The 20,705-nt window shown below is 43.9% G+C and carries 15 protein-coding genes; 4 read left to right on the plus strand and 11 right to left on the minus strand.

Going from position 1 to position 20,705, the window contains the following annotated elements:
- The first annotated feature begins 397 nt into the window (after positions 1–397).
- Entirely contained in the window at positions 398–1,351 is a 954-nt protein-coding gene (locus F6K51_RS15360; RefSeq protein ID WP_293021509.1) for a YkvA family protein, read from the plus strand.
- Between the two features lie 439 nt (positions 1,352–1,790).
- Here F6K51_RS15360 and F6K51_RS15365 read toward each other — a convergent pair whose 3' ends face one another.
- The 3 genes from F6K51_RS15365 to iscB form a co-directional block, all read right to left on the minus strand.
- Positions 1,791–2,165: a hypothetical protein gene (locus F6K51_RS15365; protein ID WP_293021510.1), complete on the minus strand. Its 375-nt coding sequence runs from the start codon at positions 2,163–2,165 to the stop codon at positions 1,791–1,793.
- Positions 2,126–2,431, minus strand: a complete 306-nt coding sequence (locus F6K51_RS15370) for a hypothetical protein (protein ID WP_293021511.1) — start codon at positions 2,429–2,431, stop codon at positions 2,126–2,128. The genes F6K51_RS15365 and F6K51_RS15370 overlap by 40 nt, the downstream gene beginning before the upstream one ends.
- 142 nt (positions 2,432–2,573) lie before the next feature.
- Entirely contained in the window at positions 2,574–3,857 is a 1,284-nt protein-coding gene (iscB, locus tag F6K51_RS15375) for an RNA-guided endonuclease IscB (RefSeq protein WP_293021513.1), read from the minus strand.
- Here iscB and F6K51_RS15380 point away from each other — a divergent pair.
- On the plus strand, positions 3,856–4,029 hold the full coding sequence (locus F6K51_RS15380; RefSeq protein WP_293021515.1) for a hypothetical protein: 174 nt from the start codon (positions 3,856–3,858) through the stop codon (positions 4,027–4,029). The two genes, iscB and F6K51_RS15380, sit on opposite strands and share 2 nt — an antisense overlap.
- An 89-nt stretch (positions 4,030–4,118) precedes the next feature.
- Here the strand turns inward: F6K51_RS15380 and F6K51_RS15385 are convergent, their stop codons facing one another.
- Entirely contained in the window at positions 4,119–5,840 is a 1,722-nt protein-coding gene (locus F6K51_RS15385) for an AarF/ABC1/UbiB kinase family protein (RefSeq protein ID WP_293021517.1), read from the minus strand.
- Positions 5,841–6,864: 1,024 nt separating this feature from the next.
- On the opposite strand from F6K51_RS15385, the gene F6K51_RS15390 reads away from it, so the two are divergent.
- Complete coding sequence (locus F6K51_RS15390) at positions 6,865–7,509, plus strand: HAMP domain-containing sensor histidine kinase (RefSeq protein ID WP_293021578.1); 645 nt, start codon at positions 6,865–6,867, stop codon at positions 7,507–7,509.
- 163 nt (positions 7,510–7,672) lie between these two features.
- On the opposite strand, the gene F6K51_RS15395 is transcribed toward F6K51_RS15390, so the two are convergent.
- The 6 genes from F6K51_RS15395 to F6K51_RS15420 form a co-directional block, all read right to left on the minus strand.
- Entirely contained in the window at positions 7,673–10,282 is a 2,610-nt protein-coding gene (locus F6K51_RS15395; protein ID WP_293021519.1) for a M1 family metallopeptidase, read from the minus strand.
- Between the two features lie 134 nt (positions 10,283–10,416).
- Positions 10,417–11,199: an MlaE family lipid ABC transporter permease subunit gene (locus tag F6K51_RS15400; RefSeq protein ID WP_293021521.1), complete on the minus strand. Its 783-nt coding sequence runs from the start codon at positions 11,197–11,199 to the stop codon at positions 10,417–10,419.
- Positions 11,200–11,206: 7 nt separating this feature from the next.
- Positions 11,207–14,248, minus strand: coding sequence for a methyl-accepting chemotaxis protein (locus F6K51_RS15405; RefSeq protein ID WP_293021523.1), 3,042 nt, complete (start codon positions 14,246–14,248; stop codon positions 11,207–11,209).
- Between the two features lie 262 nt (positions 14,249–14,510).
- Positions 14,511–15,041, minus strand: coding sequence for a chemotaxis protein CheW (locus F6K51_RS15410; protein WP_293021525.1), 531 nt, complete (start codon positions 15,039–15,041; stop codon positions 14,511–14,513).
- Positions 15,042–15,062: 21 nt separating this feature from the next.
- On the minus strand, positions 15,063–15,428 hold the full coding sequence (locus tag F6K51_RS15415; RefSeq protein WP_293021527.1) for a response regulator: 366 nt from the start codon (positions 15,426–15,428) through the stop codon (positions 15,063–15,065).
- 299 nt (positions 15,429–15,727) lie between these two features.
- Positions 15,728–16,924 (minus strand): response regulator, encoded by a 1,197-nt coding sequence (locus tag F6K51_RS15420; RefSeq protein WP_364304510.1) that lies wholly within the window; start codon positions 16,922–16,924, stop codon positions 15,728–15,730.
- 791 nt (positions 16,925–17,715) lie between these two features.
- Here F6K51_RS15420 and hmpF point away from each other — a divergent pair.
- Positions 17,716–19,479, plus strand: coding sequence for a pilus motility taxis protein HmpF (gene hmpF, locus F6K51_RS15425; protein ID WP_293021529.1), 1,764 nt, complete (start codon positions 17,716–17,718; stop codon positions 19,477–19,479).
- A gap of 167 nt (positions 19,480–19,646) precedes the next feature.
- Here the strand turns inward: hmpF and tilS are convergent, their stop codons facing one another.
- The gene (tilS, locus tag F6K51_RS15430) at positions 19,647–20,660 is read right to left on the minus strand and encodes a tRNA lysidine(34) synthetase TilS (RefSeq protein ID WP_293021531.1); all 1,014 of its coding nucleotides are present in this window, start codon (positions 20,658–20,660) and stop codon (positions 19,647–19,649) included.
- Positions 20,661–20,705 lie beyond the last annotated feature (45 nt).

Below are 20,705 nucleotides of genomic sequence, written 5' to 3' on the forward strand. Positions count from 1 at the left end.
GGGTATCTCCGAGGGGGAGCCATACTCGCTCGTCCCCCTTTTTTAAGGGGGATAATGGGGTATCTCCGAGGGGGAGCCATACTCGCTCGTCCCCCTTTTTTAAGGGGGATAATGGGGTATCTCCGAGGGGGAGCCATACTCGCTCGTCCCCCTTTTTTAAGGGGGATAATGGGGTATCTCCGAGTTTGAAGACACGCCCTAGCCATTTAGCAATAAGCTTACCATAAATATCATTATACTAGTTATAGTGTTTATTGCATTTATGAGGTACGCTTATCAAGCTCAAAGTCCCCCTTTTTAAGGGGGATTTAGGGGGATCCATTTGTCCCTCATGGAAAAGAGAATTGCTATAACAACTAAAACAGATAAATCCTCGGATATAACAAGGTTAATAGTAATGGGTTTACGGGAAAGACTACTTCGGCGATTTCAAAAACAGGAAAAACCAGAGGAAAAACCAGAGGATATCCAATCCCTCGACCAGACCTTAGAACAAAAACCCCCTGGGCGAATTCAGTCACTACTGAGCAAATTACCCAAACCAGGAACTCCTAAGGACACCTCAGTAACGGTAAGCAATCCAGAACCAAGCAATACTGACAAAGTTAGAGGTAACATTAGAGGGATACTCAGCAAATTTCAAAAATCTACCACTGACCAAGAAATCCCCCAACTGTCCCAAAACTCAGCACCAAGCAATACTGACAAAATTAGAGGCAAGATTAGAGGGATACTCAGCAAATTTCAAAAATCTACCACTGAACAAGACATCCCCCAACGGTCGGAAAACTCAGCACCAAGCAACCCTGGTAAGATTAGAACACTACTGGACAAATTACAAAAAAACATCTCCCCCAATGACATCCAGAAAATTGACCAGAGCCTGGATCAGATGAACCGGGGGAGGATAAAAGAAATATTTCACAAATTGCTCCAAAATACCAAGCCAGAAGACATCCAAAAAATTGACAAGAACTTAGAACGGATGAACCGGGGAGCAATTAAAGAAATTTGGCCGAAAATTCAAGCTTTAGCTAAAATGGTCCGGGATCCTAATGCGGCTTGGAAGGGAAAAGCGTTAGCGATCGCAGCCTTAATCTATTTAATATCCCCCTTTGATGCCGTACCAGACGTAATTCCCGTAGTTGGATTAGCCGATGATGCAGCCTTGATCATTGCCGTAGTTTCCACCCTAGCTCAGGAACTAGAAAATTATATGGAAAGACAGGCAGAAAAGATAGCGGAGATAGAAGTCCGCAAGTACAATCGGATTGTCAGAATCAGTTTAATCGGCAGCATTGCAGCAGCCATTCTCGCTATTTTGGTCAAATATATCCTAAGTCAGACATGATTAACCTCTATTCCTTATACCGAATTACCGTATTTATTCTGACTACCTATGGCTTAATACAGCTAATCATTAATCTGCTCAAGTACAAGCCATACTATGAAAAAGTTCCAGGGTTTATGAAAAAATACTTTCTTGAGCACGGGAGCATAATTTTAGGTAAAAAGCTCAACGAAAGTCGTCATGATTTAATCATAAATGGCTTACTGTTGCTTGTATTAGTAATGTTAAACATTATTCTATGGATTTTTTAATGGATAGTAAATATGAGGATTATTAAGTTTTAGGGAGTAGGGAGTAGGGAGTAGGGAGTAGGGAGTAGGTAATGGGCAAAAGGCAAATTACCGATTACCGATTACCGATTACCGATTACCCACTAGTAGCTGACCGATAGTATGGGAAAAAACTCCCAATCACTAATGACAAATTAGTCAGTTTATAGTTATTCCCACGAATCTAAATCTAGAGCTTTGGAACCACCTCGCTCTAACTGAATCAATACGTTACCGAGTTGTGACCAAACTAGCCCACTAATAAACAACGTCATAGGTATGGAAATTGAGTAACACAACCAATAGGGCAAGGCAAAAATTCCTAACCCAGAGGCTAGAAACAGGCAAATCCCAATACCAATTCCCACAAATGGGAACAGTAACTGGATTCCTTTAATTTCAGCCAGGGTTTCACTGGATTTGGTCTTATACCATTCCTGTACTTTTTCTTTGAGTGTAGCTTCAAAAGCTAGCCCACAGGTAATCCCAGCAAACAAACCAAAAATTAACAAAAAATAGGGTGGGTCTGGCCAAAAATTATACACAAATAACTCCTAATCTTCATGCTTTTAGTGCCTGTGAAGATTATTACAAAAAATGATAGCAAAGGGAATAGGGAATAGGGAATAGGGAATAGGGAATAGGGAATAGGGAATAGGGAACAGGGAGCAGGGAGCAGGGAGCAGGGAGTAGGGAAGATGGTATCAGAAATTATCACAATTCCGACACGGATTGCTAAAGCGGCGAATGCGATCCGGTAGTTGTGGTGACTATAATTTTCTAATTTACTAGGGTGGGTTAAGCGAAGCATTGATTTTTTTTCGGGCTGTAACCCACCAAATGCTATAACGTTTGGGAACCGGCGCTAATTACAATAACAACAAGTAGTCAATAGTCAGGAGTAAGTAGTCATGATCAGGAATATCGTTGTAGGCCAGGAAAATCTAGGAGCATCATTTCCAGGCAGTTCCTGGTAGGCTCTGGCAGAACCTGTAGATATATCCATCTTTTCTGTGTACCGCTGATATGTCTTGAGGTCTACAGCTTTTATAACCCTTCTCTCCTAGAGGAGTAAATCCAAAACTTCCCTTACTTCTGGGGGTTACCTTACCTATACCCAACTTCTGATGTTTGGCAATGTCCCCAGTAATCCAGCCCTTAATAGGTTTAAGTGGATTGTGCCTGATCGGGTAGCCATACTTATTGAGTGCAGCTTTCTGCCTGCCTCCGGGTCCAATACAGGTGACTAGTAGAGGTTGAGAGGTTTTCAATACCAAAGCTTCAACGTCTCCAACACAAGCAGCATCAATCCAATGCTGTTTAGGCAATCCGAAATTAATTCGGTTGTATTTAGTCTGAGCACCCGTACCAGTAACCACAGGTTTTATTCCTTTAAGTACTTTCACGATCTTATTCCTAGTCGTATTTACCGCTGCTGCATCTGATAATGGTTGTTTGGCCTTAGTTTTTATTTTTTGTAGCAGACTTGGTTTCTTTCTCAGGAAGTCTTCTACAGGCTTGTTTCCTTTTCGTTGATTGCATTTATCGCAGGCTAAACAAAGATTACTTACTCTATTGCTTCCTCCTTTTGATTTTGGATGAATATGCTCAATCTGTAGGGGGGTATTTTGCTTGCCACAATAAGTGCATTTTCTTCCCCATTTTTCGAGTAAATACTCTCTGACTTCGTAGCCAGCTAGTTCCCCTTGCTGGTATTCAGTACCATTGATTTCAGGGTTCTGCATCTTTTGGGTATCAAACTTGACTCTTTCGACCCAAATTTCGTTGACTGGACAGAATTTAATCAAGCGTTTAACCCAAGTCTCAGTAGTCAATATTCTGTGCTCCAAACTGGGAGGCAGCCATCCTTCTGGACGCTTACGGTTAAGGAATCTGGGCTTCCTGTACCTGGTGTTACGGTTACGCCTTCGGTGTCTTACAGCTCTTCTATACTCTAATTTTTTCTTGATTAATCCTCCTCTGTGTTCTAGTTCCATTCCCCAGATGACTTGGTCGTTTTGAACTATGGCAAACCCAGTAGTTTTACTCCCCGGATCTATTTTAATTTTACAAGGTGAGATAGTTGGATTATTGATCGCAGTCTTAAGGATGATCGTAAATGGATACATTCTAAAAACCGCAGCTTTGCCAATATCAAGCAGTCGGCGAGCTTTCTTTGGGTGAATGGGGTTTAATGGTTGTTTGCTTGCGTCAATGACAAATACATAATTCTGCATGATTAGTGCATCTCAATTTGGTAAAGTGTTCCGGACTTCGTCCCGCTACGCGAACGACAATGTTGGAATGGCTTGTGTTTTGCTAATCACACTTTTTGCCTTCACCTTAATGATTAGCGACAGAGCCAAGAGCTGGAGGTTACTCTTGGGTGTCATGACCAAACCAACGTAGAAAATTAATTCTCAGTCTGCATCCTAGTTGGCGATTTCCGGGAATTGCCGGGAATTGCCTAGGCTTTGACTAGGAGTTGGTCTGACATACTATTTGCTACTCACAGCAGGAGCTTTGGGTAAAATAGCCCCAATCCCATCACTGGAAATAGTACTTAGTGCATTCAAAGCTACATTGAATAAACGTTCTGGTGGTAAATCATCTTTGACTAAGTTCCACAGACTCTGAATTTCTGCTCCATGGAGTTGGTCATCTTCGGTTAACGCTAACAACAGTTCACGTCGCAGAAACTGACCTTCCTCAGACAAGAGATACTGCAAACCAAGTTGAGCGGTTGGTAGCAAATCAAAGTTCTGATCAGAGCGAGCGATCGCAATCATATTTTCCAGTCGTTCCCACTGGAATTTACCGTCTTTGAACAACACCTCAATCAAACGCCGCCGCATTTGTGGGGTTTCACCGGTAAGCAGACGCTGAGCTACATAGGGGTAGGAAACCTCGACAATTTTGAAATTCCGATCTAAGCTCAGTGCCAGTCCTTCCTGAGTGACCAGAGAACGGATAATTAAGGAAAACTTGGCTGGTACCCGGAAAGGATAATCGTACATCAACTCTGAGAACTGATCTGTGATCGTCTTGAAGTTGAAATCCCCGACACTTTCACCAATTGCTTCTCCCAACACAGCTTCTAAGGCTGGGATAATCGGCTGGATATCTGTGTTGGGTGCTAAGAAACCTAATTTAACAAAAGCCTGGGCTAATGATTGATAATCTTTATTAATTAGATCAACGACACAGCTGACAATGGTTTCTTTGGTGTCTTGATCTAACTGATCCATCATACCAAAGTCAATATAGCCCATGCGTCCATCCGGAAGGGCAAATAAGTTACCTGGATGAGGATCAGCATGGAAAAAGCCATGCTCTAACAACTGACGCAAACCAGAGGTGACACCGGTTTTAATCAAGCTTGCGGTGTCTAGTCCTAAGGCTTCAATACGTTCTGTATCGGTTAACTTGAACCCATCAATCCACTCTAGGGTGAGGACACGGATACTGCTGTAGCGCCAGTATATTGCTGGAACCTTCACAGTGGGGTCGTCTTGGAAGTTTAGAGCAAATCGTTCGGCATTGCGACCTTCATTGAGATAATTAATTTCCTCAAAGAGCTTAGTACCAAATTCATCTACAATCAAAGTTAGGTCATGACCGAGATTGAGTGGTAACCAGGGGGCAATCCAGCTAGCTGCCCACCGCATCAAATAAAGATCTAGGGTGAGGATAGGGCGTAAGTTAGGACGTTGTACCTTAACCGCGACCTCTTCACCGGTGTGAAGTTTAGCCCGATAGACTTGACCAAGACTAGCGGCTGCTACAGGTCTTGGGGAAATTTGGCTAAAGAGTTTTTGGATGGAGCGCCCTAACTCTTGCTCGATTATGGACAATGCGATCGCATTGTCAAAGGGAGGCAGCTGGTCTTGTAGTTTGATCAGTTCATCTAAAAAATCTTGCCGAATCAAGTCAGGGCGGGTGGAAAGAGCTTGTCCGACTTTAATAAAGGTTGGACCGAGGTTAGTCAGAAGTTCCCGCAGCTGTGTCGCTCGTTTTAACTTATTCTGCTCAGTCCGGTTGCGCCATTGGTCTAACTTAATACTAAAAACAAAGCTAGCGAAACCCCAGACAATCCTCAGGCAACGCCAAATCACTACCCAAGGTCTGGAACGATAGTAGCGGGCGATCGCTTGTGGATCATAGTACCTTTGGGGTTCATTAGACCGCTGTTCAGGAGATACAAGTTGATGCTGACTCACGCTGAGTATAGGCCTCTCTAAGAAATTTATAGTTTTTTATCTATCTTTTGCGTTTTATTAAATAAGTATACACTTGTACATATACTATAATTCGGTGTTTAAGTCCAATAGTTCATGTAGGGTGGGCAGTGCATCAGACAGATAATGAAGCTTGCAAACCACTTTGGTAGGCACTGCCCACCCTACGATTAATGACAATGGTGCAAGATCTCAGTTTAAGTCCAATCGAAGGTTTAGGGCAGGTTTTGCTACCAGGACAATTGAGAGTCCCATAGAAACCTACACCAGAAACTTGCCCATTTCCTGAACTTCCGATAGTCAATTATGGTCAATTGAGTAGATTACGCTCAAAATAACTGACCAGTCAAAATCACCCCCTCATCCCCTCATTCCCTGATCTGGTCATCTTCAGAGGAACTGGTCACAAATTTCTGCCAAGGTTTACTAGTCCTGTGTCATAGATTTTTTCTAGGTGCGCTTGACCCATTAAGAATTAAATTCCCCACGGGTCCCACCTCTTGATGCATATATCGGTAAAATTGTCAACTTCCATTATTACATTAACCGAGGCTCTAGCTTCGGATTTCAGCTCTGATTTGCGTGTTATCACCGACAGTCTTTAAATTAAAACTTCAGCAGAATCCTCCATGACGGGGCTAAATCAACAAAGCAACAATGGTGTCATATCGATTCCGCTGGTATCGTAGCGAAGCAGCATGGGCAATCTGTTGATTTATCGACGTTGATTTATCGACGTTGATTTATCTACACTATGCTGTTTCCGTGATTGCCCGAACCAAATCGGCACTAAGTACCTGGACAAAAATAAACCTCACTTCTTGATGCAAAGCGCGAGTGGGGGAAACCCCCTGTTCCGAAGCTGCATCGCTGTATTAACTTCTGTAAAGTTGCCAAAAGCCCCTCTGCTCCCAGCTCCGAACGCGCCCCGCGTGGCCCACGGCCTCAGTCCCTGCTCCCTATTTCAACAGTTAATTTTACTTTTGTCCGACTACTTATGTGTCATATGATCGTGCATGATTTGAGACATCCTTTGGCTAATATTATGATATATTTTGATATTTGGCAGCAAACTGAACTTCAAAAAAAACAGCAAAGAAAGACTGAACAAATCTTGAAATTAGCTCTCCAGCTGCGCTCAATGACGGATAACTTATTGATGATGGCGAAGTTACAATCGGGAAAACTTACCCTTAATCGAGACTTGGTGGATATCAATGCACTCGAACAAGAGGTAGTCTTAGATTTCCAAGCCATTGCTCACGAGAAAAACATTCAGCTAGTTAGCGATCTACCAGAATCCAGTAAGACTCTTTTAATTGATGCTAATTTAATCCGCCGTGTCTTAGATAACTTACTCTCAAATGCCATCAAATTTTCTCCTTCACAAAGTAAAGTTATACTGCAAGTAGATTATCCAGTAGATCGGGAAACCAAAGCTATAATTCGCATTGCTGATTCTGGACCTGGGATTAATGAAGAATTGCGAAAACGTATTTTTGATAAGTACGATGTGGGAAATTTAATGACTGGAATTTATCAAACTGGTCTGGGATTAACATTCTGTAAAATGGCAGTTGAAGCCCATGGTGGTAGAATATTCGTAGAAAATAATCAACCATCGGGGTCAGTGTTCACTGTAGAAATTTAAGTATAAATTGTAAGCATTCAGCCGTCAGCCGTCAGCCGTCAGCCTTAGCCTTGGCCGTTGGCCACGCTACGCGAATGGCTGAGAGCTGAGAGCTGAGAGCTGAAAGCTGAGAGCTGAATGCTTACGAAATTTAATTAGAAGCTGTAAAAGAAAGACTTCATACTTAATTAGATTTGGCTTCCAGGTTTTCGAGGCGGCTTTTGAGTTCCTGATTATCTTTTTTCAGTTTGTCAAGTTCGTCCCGTAGCTGTTTAAGGGCTTTGTCAGAGCCAATGTTTTTCTGGACTTTCTGAATGGCTTCTTCTGCAATCCGACGAATTCGCCCATCAGGCGTATTCTCTAAAAGCGATCGCAAAATATCCATAGCTTTCGGGGTTTCCATTTTTCCTAGAGCCCCAACTATGGTGACTTGAGTCAAATAGAAGGTTTCACGGGACAGTTCTTCTAATTGCTCCAGGATCGACTCTATTTTATTGGGAGTCTGACCTTTAGAAATGTCTCCTAAAGCTCGAATCGCTGCTAGACGAAGGGGTTGAGGTATGCCAGGAGTGGTATATTCTAAAATTACGTCTAGGGCAATGGGTGAGGATTTAATTTGACTTAAGCCACCAATGGCACCGCTACGTACTACTTCATTCCAACCACTCCGTTCTTGGAGTACTTTTGTCAGCAATTGGATTACTTCATCTTCCCTATCCTTAAGGCTTGCCGAAACCATTCCCCCAAGTGACCTAGCTGCTGAGGCTTCTACGTAGTAGCTGGCATCCCCTTTTTCTAGTAATTGCTTGAGAGCATTGTAGCTTTCTGGAGTCTTCACTTCACCCAAGGCTTGCACAACGGCACGACGCACACGGAGATTTTGATCGGACAAGCCAGCAATTAAGGCGGCTTCGGCTTGATCTAGTTTTACCTTAGCTAATTGTTTGGCTACTTCTAAACGAACACCCCAGAATGATTCACTCTTTAGGGCATCAGACAATGCTTTTACTGCTTCTAATCCTCCCTTTTTCGCCAAGGCTTTCCCTGCATAGATACGGGAGATGGGGTCTGGGTCAAATTTCAGCTGGGCTTTGAGCTCGGCTATGGGGTATTCTAGGGAAACGGTTTTCAGGTAATTATTCCCGTGGTCGAAACTAATCAAGTTAGGTTTTTTCCCCAGTGGGAAATAGAAACTTTGTTCCCGTTCATGAACCCTGACCGTAAATGTCTGTAGGCACGTTTCATTAGACGTTTCCACAGGAGAATCGTCTTCGAGCTGGGTGTAACCAAAGGCAATCGGGATTTTGAGGTCAAATAGCTCACTATCGCTACCCGTGTTACTATCTTTTGCCTGAGTTTGGGTTACTGTAACTTTAGCCAACTGGCTATCCCCATCCCAGGAATAGGCAACTTTGTATTCAGGATGACCCCCCCGGAAGACGTACTGGTCAAATAGGAATAACAGATTACGACCGGTAGCTTTTTCAATCGCCCTTAGCAGGTCAATGGTTTCTACGGTTTTGTGAGCATTATCTTTAACAAAGGTTTGGATGGCTTTCCAGAACAAGTCTTCCCCTAACTCTGCCCGAATCATATGATAGACGCAAGCACCTTTTTCATAAAGGTGCCTATCGTAGAGTTCCATAGCTTCTCGATAGACATGGGTCACCATGGGGCGGCGGTAACGAGAACTATCTTCTGAGATATAGCTACGTGCTTCATTGAGTAGGTAGTAGGCAGCATCATCTTTACCATACTCATGTTCGGTCCAAAACACTTCTGTGTAGGATGCCATGCCTTCCTTAAGCCAGGCATGGGACCAGTGTTTAATCACCACTAAGTCCCCAAACCACTGATGAGCAAGTTCGTGAACCACAAGGCTTTCAGTCCGTTGGTTATCGATAGCTGCTCGTTCATCAAGCAAGCAACGGTCTGTTAACAGAGTGGTGGAGGTGTTTTCCATACCACCAAAGATGAAGTCTTCTACACAGACTTGGGCGTATTTCGGATAGGGGTAGGGATAGCCAAAGGTTTCACTCAAGAACTCTATCATTCCAGGGGTTTTGCCCATGCTGCGGCGAGCATCCTGCTCTCGCCCCTTCTCGACGTAGTAGTTGACTGGTTTGCCCTGCCATTCATCCCGAATTTCCGCAAAGTCGGCTACTGCTAGAGTCATCAGGTAAGTGGGATGAACTTCCTGTTGCCGCCAGTGGTATATGGTTTCATCCCCGTCTTCTTCTGTAGCAATTAGTTCCCCGTTGGAGATAGCAATCAGGGGTTTTGGCACTCTAACGCGGATTTCGGAGGTAGCAAGTTGACCAGGATAATCGAAACAAGGGAACCAGTAGCGAGAGTCTTCATCTTCTCCTTGGGTCCAAACTTGGGTGGGTTTGTTGGGGTAGTGTTGGTTTGGATGAATGAAGTAAATACCCCGCTGGGGGTTGTCTACACTGTATGCGATCGCAATCTTAATCGCTTTTCCAACAACAACCGGGTTAAGTAGCTGAATCTTTAGTTGTTCCCCATCATAGTCAAAGGGTTGGGGGATTTGGTCAACCTGCACTGAAGCGATAGTCAAGTTGACCGCATCAATTACTAGCTGTTTAATGCCGCGTATTGGGTTGAGGGTGATAGTGCAGGTACCGCTAACGCTTTGGAGGGGGATATCCAGAGTTAAATCCAGGAAAATATGCTCCACTTGTCCTGGGCGGTCAGGATTGTATTGGGGTTTAGCACCAGGTAATTCAAACGATTTGTGAGTTTTGCTTTCGGTATCAAAATACGACTGGGACATTAGTGAAGTTGTATAACTGAAAAGTGTGGACAATAGAGTTAAGTGGAGCTATGGGAAGTTTCCGAAAGGAAAAAGAGTCACCCTTCCTGTAGCGGTCGATTGATATATTTTAAGTTAACTCATCATCAAGCTATTTAGCTGATCACCGCACTACCCATCCCTTGGAACATCAACCATGATAAGAAAAAGTTGATAATAAAAATTGCTAGCAAAGCAGTAACCACAGCAGTGGTGGTAGATTGACCGACACCTTTAGCCCCTCCTGTCGTGGTTAACCCCCAGCTACAACCAATCACAGCAATCAACAGCCCAAACACTACAGATTTAATAGCAGCAGAGAACAAGTCCCAAATTCCTAAGAAGTTACGAGCCGAATCAAGAAACAAAGACTGGGGAATACCATAAAGATTTTGAGCCAGCACCAATCCTCCTACCATACCAGTCACAATGGCGAGAATGGTCAACACTGGCAGCATCAGACAACAAGCAATAACCCGAGGAATCACTAAGTAATCAATTGGGTCAGTCTTGAGCATATACAAAGCATCAATTTGCTCTGAAACGCGCATCGTACCAATTTCAGCAGCAAATGCCGAACCAACTCGTCCTGCTAAAACCACAGCAGTCAACACCGGAGCCAATTCCCTAGCCAAAGCTAGAGCCAAGACTCCCCCAATGGCATTGGTGGCACCAAAATTAATGAACTCTCGTGTTACCTGAATGGTAAACACCATACCGATTACAGTAGCAGTGAGCAGAGCAATTATCAGAGACTCTGGTCCAACAGTTACCATTTGCTCGATAGTATTGCGGCGGTGAATCTTCCCAGTTAGTAGATGAAGTATCACTTGCCCAGCTAAGAAAATCGCAGCCAGTAAACGCTGACTCCATAACCCGAGGCTGGAAGTTTTAGCCATTAATCAATCATTTCCCATCATTCGCTTCCACACGGAAACGCTCAACAAATGTCCGCAACTCTCCCGCCACACCGACCAGGTTTTGCAAAGCTCCAGAAACCCTTTGGGCTTCTTGGGAGGTTTCTTGAGCGGTTAACTCAACGGATTGCATCACTTGGGCAACAGCACGGGATGTTTCAGTTTGCTCGATAGTATCCGCAGTGATGGCACGTACTAAAGCATCGATCCGGTTTGCCACTTGCACAATATCTTCTAGGGATTGCTTGGCTTGTTCTGCTCGTTTAGTACCTTCAATCACCTGTTGGGTGCCTTCTTCCATAGCTGTCATAACTAAACCGGTTTCACTCTGGATTTGCAACACAATATGTTCAATATCCTTGAGTGCCTTGGCTGACTTATCAGCGAGCTGTCGTACCTCATCGGCAACAACAGCAAAGCCTCGACCAGCTTCTCCAGCTCTTGCCGCCTCAATACTAGCATTGAGCGCTAACAAATTCGTTCGGGAGGCAATGGTAGAAATCGATGTAACAATTTTACCTATTTCCTGGGAAGATTCGGCCAAACGCTTGACTTTACGAGTCGTTTCTGCTACAGTTTCACGAATTTGCAAAATTCCTGCCACAGTGCGCTCCACAGCCTCACCACCTTTGAGAGCAGTAGCCGAGGCTGAGCGAGCAACTTCCTCAGCTTCTCGTGCACTCTCTGCCACCCGCTGAATAGCATCGGTCATCACCTGTACAGAGTTCAGGGTCACCGCCAGTTCCTCAGCTTGCCGTAAAGCATCAGAAGACAAGCAACGGGCAAAGGACTCACTATCGGTGGAAGATTTGGTCACCTGACGGACTGCCTGCTTGACTTGTTGTACAATTTCCCGTAGGTTTTGAATGGTCAGGTTGAAGGAATCAGCAACTGCCCCCAAAACATCAGCAGTTACCTCTGCTTGTACCGTTAAATCCCCTCGTGCTGCCCCTTCCACATCATCAAGCAATCGAATTACCTGGCGTTGGAGGTCTTCTTTTGCCTGTTCTTGCTCTTCTGCCTTTCGTTGTGCTTCAGTCATCGTTGTCAAGATGACTCTAGCCATTTGGTTGAAACTATGGGCTAGCTGACCCAATTCGTCCTGGTAATAAACCGTAGCATGGGCATTGAGATTACCCTGAGAGACTCCTTCAAACTGGGTTTTCAGGTTTTCGGTACTACGTCTAATCTGCCTAGCTGTAATATTACCCACAGCCAGAGTAGTACCAAAACTGGCAACACCAGCGGCTAGGGTCATTATAATACTAGTATTTCGCAGGTGGTTTTTGAAGGATGGCTCATCTCGAACCATGTATTGTGCTCCAGCACTAACCGCCGCTACCACCACCATTGAGACCGCGCCAGTAATCAAGGCAGTCATCCAATTCTTCTGGTTGACAGGAGCGTTTTCTATGGCAGCTAGTGGACCTTGGTCAATACTAACAACCAGCTCTTTGTCAATGTCTTTAGTGGGATTATAAATTGGGATTGGCTCGGTGGCACTACTAAGGCTAAATAGCTCCTCATTCCCAGTGGCTGACGGATAATCATGACTGGCTACAGCACTAATACCACTGGTGTTCATCTCCATTGACCCAGTACTTCCCAGTGTTGAGCCAGTAGTGCTTAATACATCAAAACCACTATTGTCATCACTCTGATTGGACAGTGCTTGCTGATCATCAACAGAGAAATCAGGGATTGAATCTAAATCATCATCAAATAGGTCAAACTCATCTAAAAACCCCTCTTTTACCCCTTGATGTGCTTCAATTCCTGACAATATTTCCTCTTCTGATTCCGTTACATCATCCATTGTCCAAGAATCATCATCAAAGGATTCCAAATTAATTTGGTCTGGGCTTGGAGAGTTGAACCCATTGTGATCGTAAGCTGAGTCCAAAAGTTGCTCATCCGAGCGATAGTTTCCCCCTAAATAGGGTTCAGTAGAGTCAGCCGCCTCATCATTGAGATATTCTAAGTCCTCTTGATTGTCAGCATAGGCTTGAGTATCCCCAGAAGTTGGTTTCTCAGGTTCCAAAGGCTGCTCGCTGGGAGGGGTAGGATAAGAACTTGGAGTCGGGTAAAAATGCCCCTCAAGCTCTTCTGAATTCATTAACAGGGTTGCGGCTTCAACAAAGGAATTCTTTGATTGCTCCTCAAGATCGCTAAACTCGTAATCCGGCAGAGATTCTAATTCTTCTTCACCCAGGATGTTAAACTCAACTGTGCTCGATTCACTAGTTAACTGTTCTGAACCTAAAGAGTGATCTTCGTCTAAATTCACCTCCGGAGACACCATAAATGTTTGTAGACCCTCCTCTTGAGAGAGTTCAGGAAAGTGTCCTTCTGTGCCATTGTAAGAAGTCTGACTACTGACAGCATTAACATCGAGTTCTAAATCCTCAGAGGCAATTTCCCAACTCTCTAAATCCTCACTGTCTTCTTCTAAGTCACTGACCATACTAAAAGGGTCTAGATTAGAAGCAGACTGTAACTCTATGGCTCCTTCATCACTAGTGGAATCTTGAAAATAATCGTTAAAGGGTGAGGTTGATTCTGAAGCAAAATCATCAACCCCTGTGTTATCCAAACTTAAGCTTTCCGGGTCAAATTCACTGATATCATTAAAATCAGCGAAGTCTTGCCAATTTCCTGCTGTGGGTTCTGCACTCAACTCCTCAGTATCATCTAGTTTTACCTGTGATGTATTGACATCATCATCAGGTGATAACCCAGCCTCCTGATGACCATTTGTAGATTGCTGGGCGTACTCTAGACCGTTGTTGGCATAATTCACAAAATCTGGCTCAGAGGTCAGATTGAGTACTGATTCATACTGTTGGCGAGCCACATCGTACTGCTGTAGACCATAGCAGTAAATATGACCCCGCAGTAGCAGCGCACTGGGTTCATTAGGGAAATCCTCAATCAAACGATCAACAATTGTTGCCGCTTCTTGGTATTTGCCCTGCATATAGGCTTTTTCGGCTTCCCCATACAGCTGGGGGTAATTTATACTGGATGCCATTTACCTCCTCCCGAAGCATTAAAAATTCATTTAATGTTTAATAATAAGGCTCTACCGGACATAGTGTGTATAAAACCGCGCTTATTGCCGACTAGGTCTGATTGGACGTTTTTTTTATAAAAAATCATTCTATTAAAAACTGAAACTCCCGCCACATGATGATTATAATAATTATTTCATAACATTTTTACACAGCAATTTCGGTAGAGCCAATAATAATTAATCCAACTAATTTTTAATGTTCAATTTTTAATAATTAGTTTTAGGCTGCCCACCTGGCTGAGCGTATAATCGCCACATGATCAAGTAGTCGCAGAACTTGATTAGACTCAATCTCTAGCAACCACTCACCGCGTAAGAAAGGAGCCATACTATCGGCAACATTGGTAGGCATATGTAACTTTTCCACATCCAGCCAGTCTGTACAGACAATTTCTTGAACTGCCAACCCCAGCATAGTGTCTTGATCTTCAATAACAATAACAGGGATTTCCATACGGTCTGTATTTAAAACCGTTTTATCCCCCAGAAACTGACCTAGATCTGAGACCCAAATTACCCGTCCACGTCGATTGAAAGTCCCCAACAATAAAGGGGAAGCATTAGGAATAGGAGTAATTTGTTCAGGGCAGGGGTCAATTACCTCTTTGATACCAGTAGCCGGCAGAGCAAATTCATCACCAGATCGCAGATAAAACCGCAGGTATAGTTCGCCTTCAGGACTTTCCAATTCCTGCAATTCTGGGGCTTGTTCAAGAGCAGAGTCAGTTACAAAGTCCGGATTAGCAACCATTCCCGTCAAATACCAATATATTTATGTTCTAAGTAGCTGTCTAACTGTTCCAATCAACTCCGTTGGCTGAAAAGGCTTCGCAATGTATGCATCTGCACCTTGCTTCATGCCCCAATAGCGGTCAAATTCTTCACCTTTTGAAGAACACATAACCACTGGCACATTCTGAGTTTTAGGGTCAGCCTTAAGACGGCGACAGACCTCATAGCCATTCATGCGTGGCATCACTATATCCAAGACCACTACATCTGGACAAGACTCTAGAATATGTTCTAAAGCCTCAACACCATCACTGGCAACATCCACCTTCAAACCACTACCTTTGAGGAGGTCTGAGATCATCTGCCGTTGAGCAAGGCTGTCTTCTACAACTAAAACTTTACTCATAACTCCTAGCTCGACCCTCGGGAAATAGTAGTGAAATTAAACTACAGCCCGATTTGGGTCTATAAATTAAATCATGATTACAGTATCGCTCATCTATTGGTGGTGATACCAAGAAAGACTAGATTTTTATTGAATTTGTGGAAGCTTCTAGCTTGACCAGTGGGTTTAATTAGGATAGTGTTGGTTAATTAACTGATGGGTTAGACGCCTCTATTAATAAGTTAAAGGCTGACAGAGCAAGATTCTCCCCTTGATCTAATTCTTTGGTCAGGGTATGACTATCTTGGCATTGTTCTAGATCACCTGGACCAAATGTATTTTTCCAAAAGCATCAATAACTCATGATCTCCGAAGGGCTTCGTTAAGTAGTCAGTTGCGCCTACCATCCGGGCTCTGACGCGATCGATAAAGCCATCTTTGCCTGTGAGCATGATGATGGGGGTTTGCCGAAATGCTGTGGATTGGCGTAACATGCCACAAAGCTCATAACCATCTAGGTCGGGCATTACTAGGTCACAGAGGATGAGATCGGGTTGGAGTTGAAAAACCTCACTCAGAGCCTTTAGGGGCTTCTGTATTGCTGTGACTTTATAACCTTTGGCTTCTAGGGTATATTCCACAGCTTTTCCAACTGCGAGATCATCATCAACACAGACAACAGATCGTGTAACTTTCTTCAACTCCCATTGCTCTTCAATGGCTGGCGTATCTGCTTCTTTGGGGGTCACCATTTGGATTGACCCCTGTTGTACATAGGGATAAATAGCCCGAGCTACGGTGATCAGGTCGCGATGGAGATAACGGGACAACTGGCGTAGAGAAGTTTTGCCATCTACCCAACTGCTGATGAGTCTAAAGGATTTTTCGGGCAGTGTAGCCTGTAACTGGTCATGGGCAGTAATCATTGGACACTGATGGGGAGATTGGATATGAGGGCACAATTGCTTCCACTCCTGCACCTGCTTCATAATCTCTGTGACCAATGGTCCTATTTCTAAGGTAGTAAGTTGCGGTGCTAATGCCGGACCAATTTCAAATACAAAGTAGCCATGGTGAAAGCTCAGCAAATCAAAAAGGGTTTCATTAACCATGCTTTGAATAATGCTTCGCCCTTGGTTTGGTGTGATCACATGCTTTTCTAACAAAGCCCAAAGATAACCATACTCTAGAGCATTGGTAGCGGCAATGGACAGACTTTCCAATTCCTTGAGAGCATCATTGGCTTTATAGCGGCGCAGATAATCATGCAGGCGCGACAAGCTCCCATCGCTGTCAGCAGCATAGGCAATCTGGCCATTCAGGAAGAAGACAAACCAATAAGGACCGGGACTTGGTAGTTTTGGCTGCTGGTAAAGTCTACCTGAGGCAAAACGATGACTGCCACTATTGCTAGCCTTGCTACTAGGGTGAGAGCTGTATGCCTCGACTAAGAGTTCCCCGGTTCGCTGACCTAGCTCGATCAGTTGCAGGATGCTACGGATATCAATTTCACTCAAAGTTCCCTGCATTTAAAGACAATGTGCTCCTAACAACCTGTTGATGAATCTGAGATTATGACCTGTCATTGAGTTTAAGGATGCCCATAAACTGGTACTGATCTATCTTTGCTCAAGAAACCGCTTAACTGTAAACTGAAAATATCCCAAAAAATTGGGTGAGGCTAGTATAGTTGGTAAGGAATCGCTTCTGTAAGCCAACTGGTGGAAGCTTACCATGGCTGCAGACAGCTAACCATGAGCGAAGTAACTGATTAGGGGTAAGAGTGGGATTTTGACGGTTACTGGAAAATTAAGCTAAGATGTCCAAGGTTCTAGGTTAGGACTTTAAACACCATTGGATAGCATATAAGCATATAAATTAAGTATATTTATTTGAATAGGGATTAGACACAAGGTAAGAAAGTGATGGGGTAAGATGTTATGTTCAATCTAGCTAGAAAAATCGACCACTAGGGTTGATAAAATCTATGCTTGGGGAAACTAGACAGATTGGGGAAACTAGACCCCCCCTGTGGGAAGATTCCTAAGACTATCCTCATAAATCTATTTTTATTCTGCTAACCTTGATTGACTGGCAGATCAAGTCTGGGAAATACCTTAAAATACCTTTAGTGTCTAAATATACTGAATACCGTCATCCTTTAAAGGACTAATAGCCTTAAGGATCAAAACAAAATCGGTTGACCAATCATCTCCGAAAATTACCACCCTGCAACCCCAAAGGGGTTAAGCGTTCAAATGTGTTAATTAAGAATTGGGCACAATACAATTAAAAGAGGACGATCAGTGTGCTGTATCTCGCAGAGGTAAGAAAGCAGAAAACTGGGTTTATGGGTAGAGCTCAGGCCGAACTCAAACTGCTGGCTTTTCAGCGGACTGACCAGAGTTGGAATAAGGTGTCTGGGGAGGAAGTGCTTCCGACAGAACAAGCCAATAACTTTGGTGATGGTGCGTTGGTGATTGTTAACCTGAGTGGGAATCGACAAATACAGGGGACAATCGAGGCAGCGGGGGGAAGGTTAGTCAATCTATTGCAAAATTTCTCTCGCTTGCTAGAAAAGTCAAAAAACCAGGAAGAAGAAATTGAGCAGTGGAAGCAATCTTTGACCTATCAAAGTCAAGAACTCAACCGTCGCGAGATGGAAATGGAAGCGCGGCTTGAGCAGATGCAAACGATGGAGGAGGATTTTTCCAGAATAGAGCAACAACGCCAAGAACTGGAAACTACTGAGGCAGAAACTGCTAAACTCAGACAAGAATTGGAGCGTAAAAGTAAGGAGCTCGAAGGTGCTTGGGAACAACTCCGGGGACAGCAGCTACGCTTACAAGAGCAAGTTTCAGAGGGTCAGTACTCTGCTGGTTTAGATGCTCAGCAGGCTGGTGTGATTCAGCAATTGCTCAATCGCTTATCAGGAGGAGCAGAATCAACACAATCTGTCTGGGAACCACTGAATCAAGCCTTGGAAGTAGTCAAGCATCAGCATTCGGTGTTGGATAATCACTGGAAGAAGTTAAATGAACAACGTCTATTAGCTCAAAAATTGGAAGCAGAGGTTGAGGGTCAAGGGCAGGAAGTCCAACATCAAACCCGAAAGTTACAACAATTACAAGCATCCTGTGAACAGGCAAACCGGGAAAGGCAAGTGCAGCAAACTAATCTAGAGATCAAGCTCGAATCAGCTAGGATGGTGAGTCTGCAACTCCAAACTCAGGAAAAATTATACCAAGAACTGGCTCGAATGGCAACAACATCAGGGGATGTCAAAATTAGCCAAATGGTGGATATTGCAGCACTAGAAAAAATGCCCTTGGGTGAGTTACAGGATATAGTTCAGAATTTGCAGCAGGATTTGGAAAAAGTTGTACGCTTCGTCAATGACCAAGAAGAAGAACTAACACTCCAACACCAAGGGATTGAAGAACTACAAGAACAGATTAGGGTCGCTAGTGAGTACGATCGTATTAGTCTAGAAACCCAGTTAGCAGATGAGCAAGACCGTTACCAGATGCTGGACAGAACCTTGGTGGGTCAACGCCGGACTCTATGGGAACGAGAAGAAATTATAAATCAGCATCTACGAGTGTTACGACTGCGGCAAGGAATTGTGGATAGTAATGGTCAACAAAACCAGAAAATTGACTTAGGACCAATTTTGCTCGAACTAGAAGCACAGTGCAAAAAACAGTCAGATCAATTGCAACAACTAGAACGAGAAATTGAACAGATGCGCCTTAGGGTTAGCCAAGCTGAAGAATTGATCAATCAACAAACCCAAGAAAAGGATGCTAAGCTGGCTCAGGTAAAAAATTGGGAGGAAAGTTGGCTCTCCAATCAGGTGAAGGTCGCTCAACTTTGGGGCAAACTTCATCTCTATGAAGAAACCCTACAGCCATTGCAAGATGGTGTCAATGAACTTCGACAAAAGCTGGATGCGATCGCAAATGCTCTGAATCACATCCAGAAAACAGGTGGTTCTCAACAACAAGCGATCGCTCAAATATCTCAAATCATCAGTAGCTTAAGCCAATCTCCAGAGTTGGCAGCTTCTTAGGTTTAAGGTTTAATATTAAATGTTGTTCGCCCCGTATTCGGTGTAGGGTAGGTTGAATGTTAAAGGTTGAATGTAGTTCGCCCCGTATTCGTTGTAGGGTAGGTTGAAGGAGAAAAATTTCTCGGAAACTAAGAGATAGAAGTGTTTCATACTTAATACTTAATACTTCATACTTCAGTATTAAGAATAATCCATTCCTCTTCTACCAAGGCTGTTACTCCACCAGGAAAGGATGACGTTCGAGAGCGGTTGGGAGCAGCAATTAAACCAGTCACCGCTTCGATTTGCTCAAAGCTGAGGGCTTTGGTTTGGTTTTCCTGAAGGAACTTCCGAATCACACGACGTTGCAGAGCTAGGGGAGCTTGCTGTAATACCAGACGATTCAATCGTGGAGGGCTATTGCTAGCAGGATCTTCCTCGACCGTAGGTACTGCCATGGCTTGCTTTTGGATTTGCTCAGCAGTGTTTTCGAGATATTCCACGTCTGCTCGCAAGATTTCAGCAATTTGGGACAAGGCTGTCTCAACTTGTGGGTTGAAATGGGTTTTTATATAGGGTATTAGCTCTTGGCGGATGCGGTTACGGGCATAGTTAAGGTCTTGATTGTAAGCATCCACCCAAATGGAAAGTTGCTGCTGCTCGCAAAACTGGAGAGTTTCGCTACGGGATGTGTCAAGTAAGGGACGCACCAGATGTACTCCAGGAGCAAGAGGTCGTTCCCAGGTCAAAGCTTGCAAGCCATCAGTCCCTGAACCTCTGATCAGGTTATAGAGGACTGTTTCAGCGCGATCGCTTTTTGTGTGACCAGTGACAACAGTGGGATAACCTTGAGTTTGGGCAATGTCAATCAGGGCTTGATAACGCCACTGCCGCGCTGCTGATTCGCTCTTTGTCACTTCAGGGGCGGTTCGTAGATGAAATGGAAGTCCCCAACTTTGAGCAATTTGCTGTACATGAAGGGAAATTCCCTCATCATAGGGCCAACGGTGGTCACAGTGGGCGATTCCTAGCTGCCATTTCCACTTGGGCTGTAAATCTAGGAGTAGTTTGGTTAGGCAAAGGGAATCTTGCCCACCGGATACGGCTACTAAGACCTGCTGATTCTTGGGTAGTAGCTTCTTTTGCCGCAGGGTTCTATGTAGCCGTGCATGAAGAGGTGTCCAACTCGGTATCTCAGACATTAGAGTTGTTATGAATAGTTATCCAAAACTTTGACATTTTGAATT

Source organism: Moorena sp. SIO3I8, assembly GCF_010692325.1.
Taxonomy (GTDB): Bacteria; Cyanobacteriota; Cyanobacteriia; order Cyanobacteriales; family Coleofasciculaceae; genus Moorena.

Bases quoted from the DNA above. Each gene is read 5' to 3' on its own strand.
- F6K51_RS15395 (WP_293021519.1), bottom strand. From the start codon at position 10,282: ATGTCCCAGTCGTATTTTGATACCGAAAGCAAAACTCACAAATCGTTT.
- F6K51_RS15360 (WP_293021509.1), top strand. From the start codon at position 398: ATGGGTTTACGGGAAAGACTACTTCGGCGATTTCAAAAACAGGAAAAA.
- F6K51_RS15380 (WP_293021515.1), top strand. From the start codon at position 3,856: ATGATTAGTGCATCTCAATTTGGTAAAGTGTTCCGGACTTCGTCCCGC.
- F6K51_RS15400 (WP_293021521.1), bottom strand. From the start codon at position 11,199: ATGGCTAAAACTTCCAGCCTCGGGTTATGGAGTCAGCGTTTACTGGCT.
- F6K51_RS15405 (WP_293021523.1), bottom strand. From the start codon at position 14,248: ATGGCATCCAGTATAAATTACCCCCAGCTGTATGGGGAAGCCGAAAAA.
- F6K51_RS15415 (WP_293021527.1), bottom strand. From the start codon at position 15,428: ATGAGTAAAGTTTTAGTTGTAGAAGACAGCCTTGCTCAACGGCAGATG.
- F6K51_RS15370 (WP_293021511.1), bottom strand. From the start codon at position 2,431: ATGCTTCGCTTAACCCACCCTAGTAAATTAGAAAATTATAGTCACCAC.
- tilS (WP_293021531.1), bottom strand. From the start codon at position 20,660: ATGTCTGAGATACCGAGTTGGACACCTCTTCATGCACGGCTACATAGA.
- F6K51_RS15390 (WP_293021578.1), top strand. From the start codon at position 6,865: ATGATCGTGCATGATTTGAGACATCCTTTGGCTAATATTATGATATAT.
- iscB (WP_293021513.1), bottom strand. From the start codon at position 3,857: ATGCAGAATTATGTATTTGTCATTGACGCAAGCAAACAACCATTAAAC.
- F6K51_RS15410 (WP_293021525.1), bottom strand. From the start codon at position 15,041: ATGGTTGCTAATCCGGACTTTGTAACTGACTCTGCTCTTGAACAAGCC.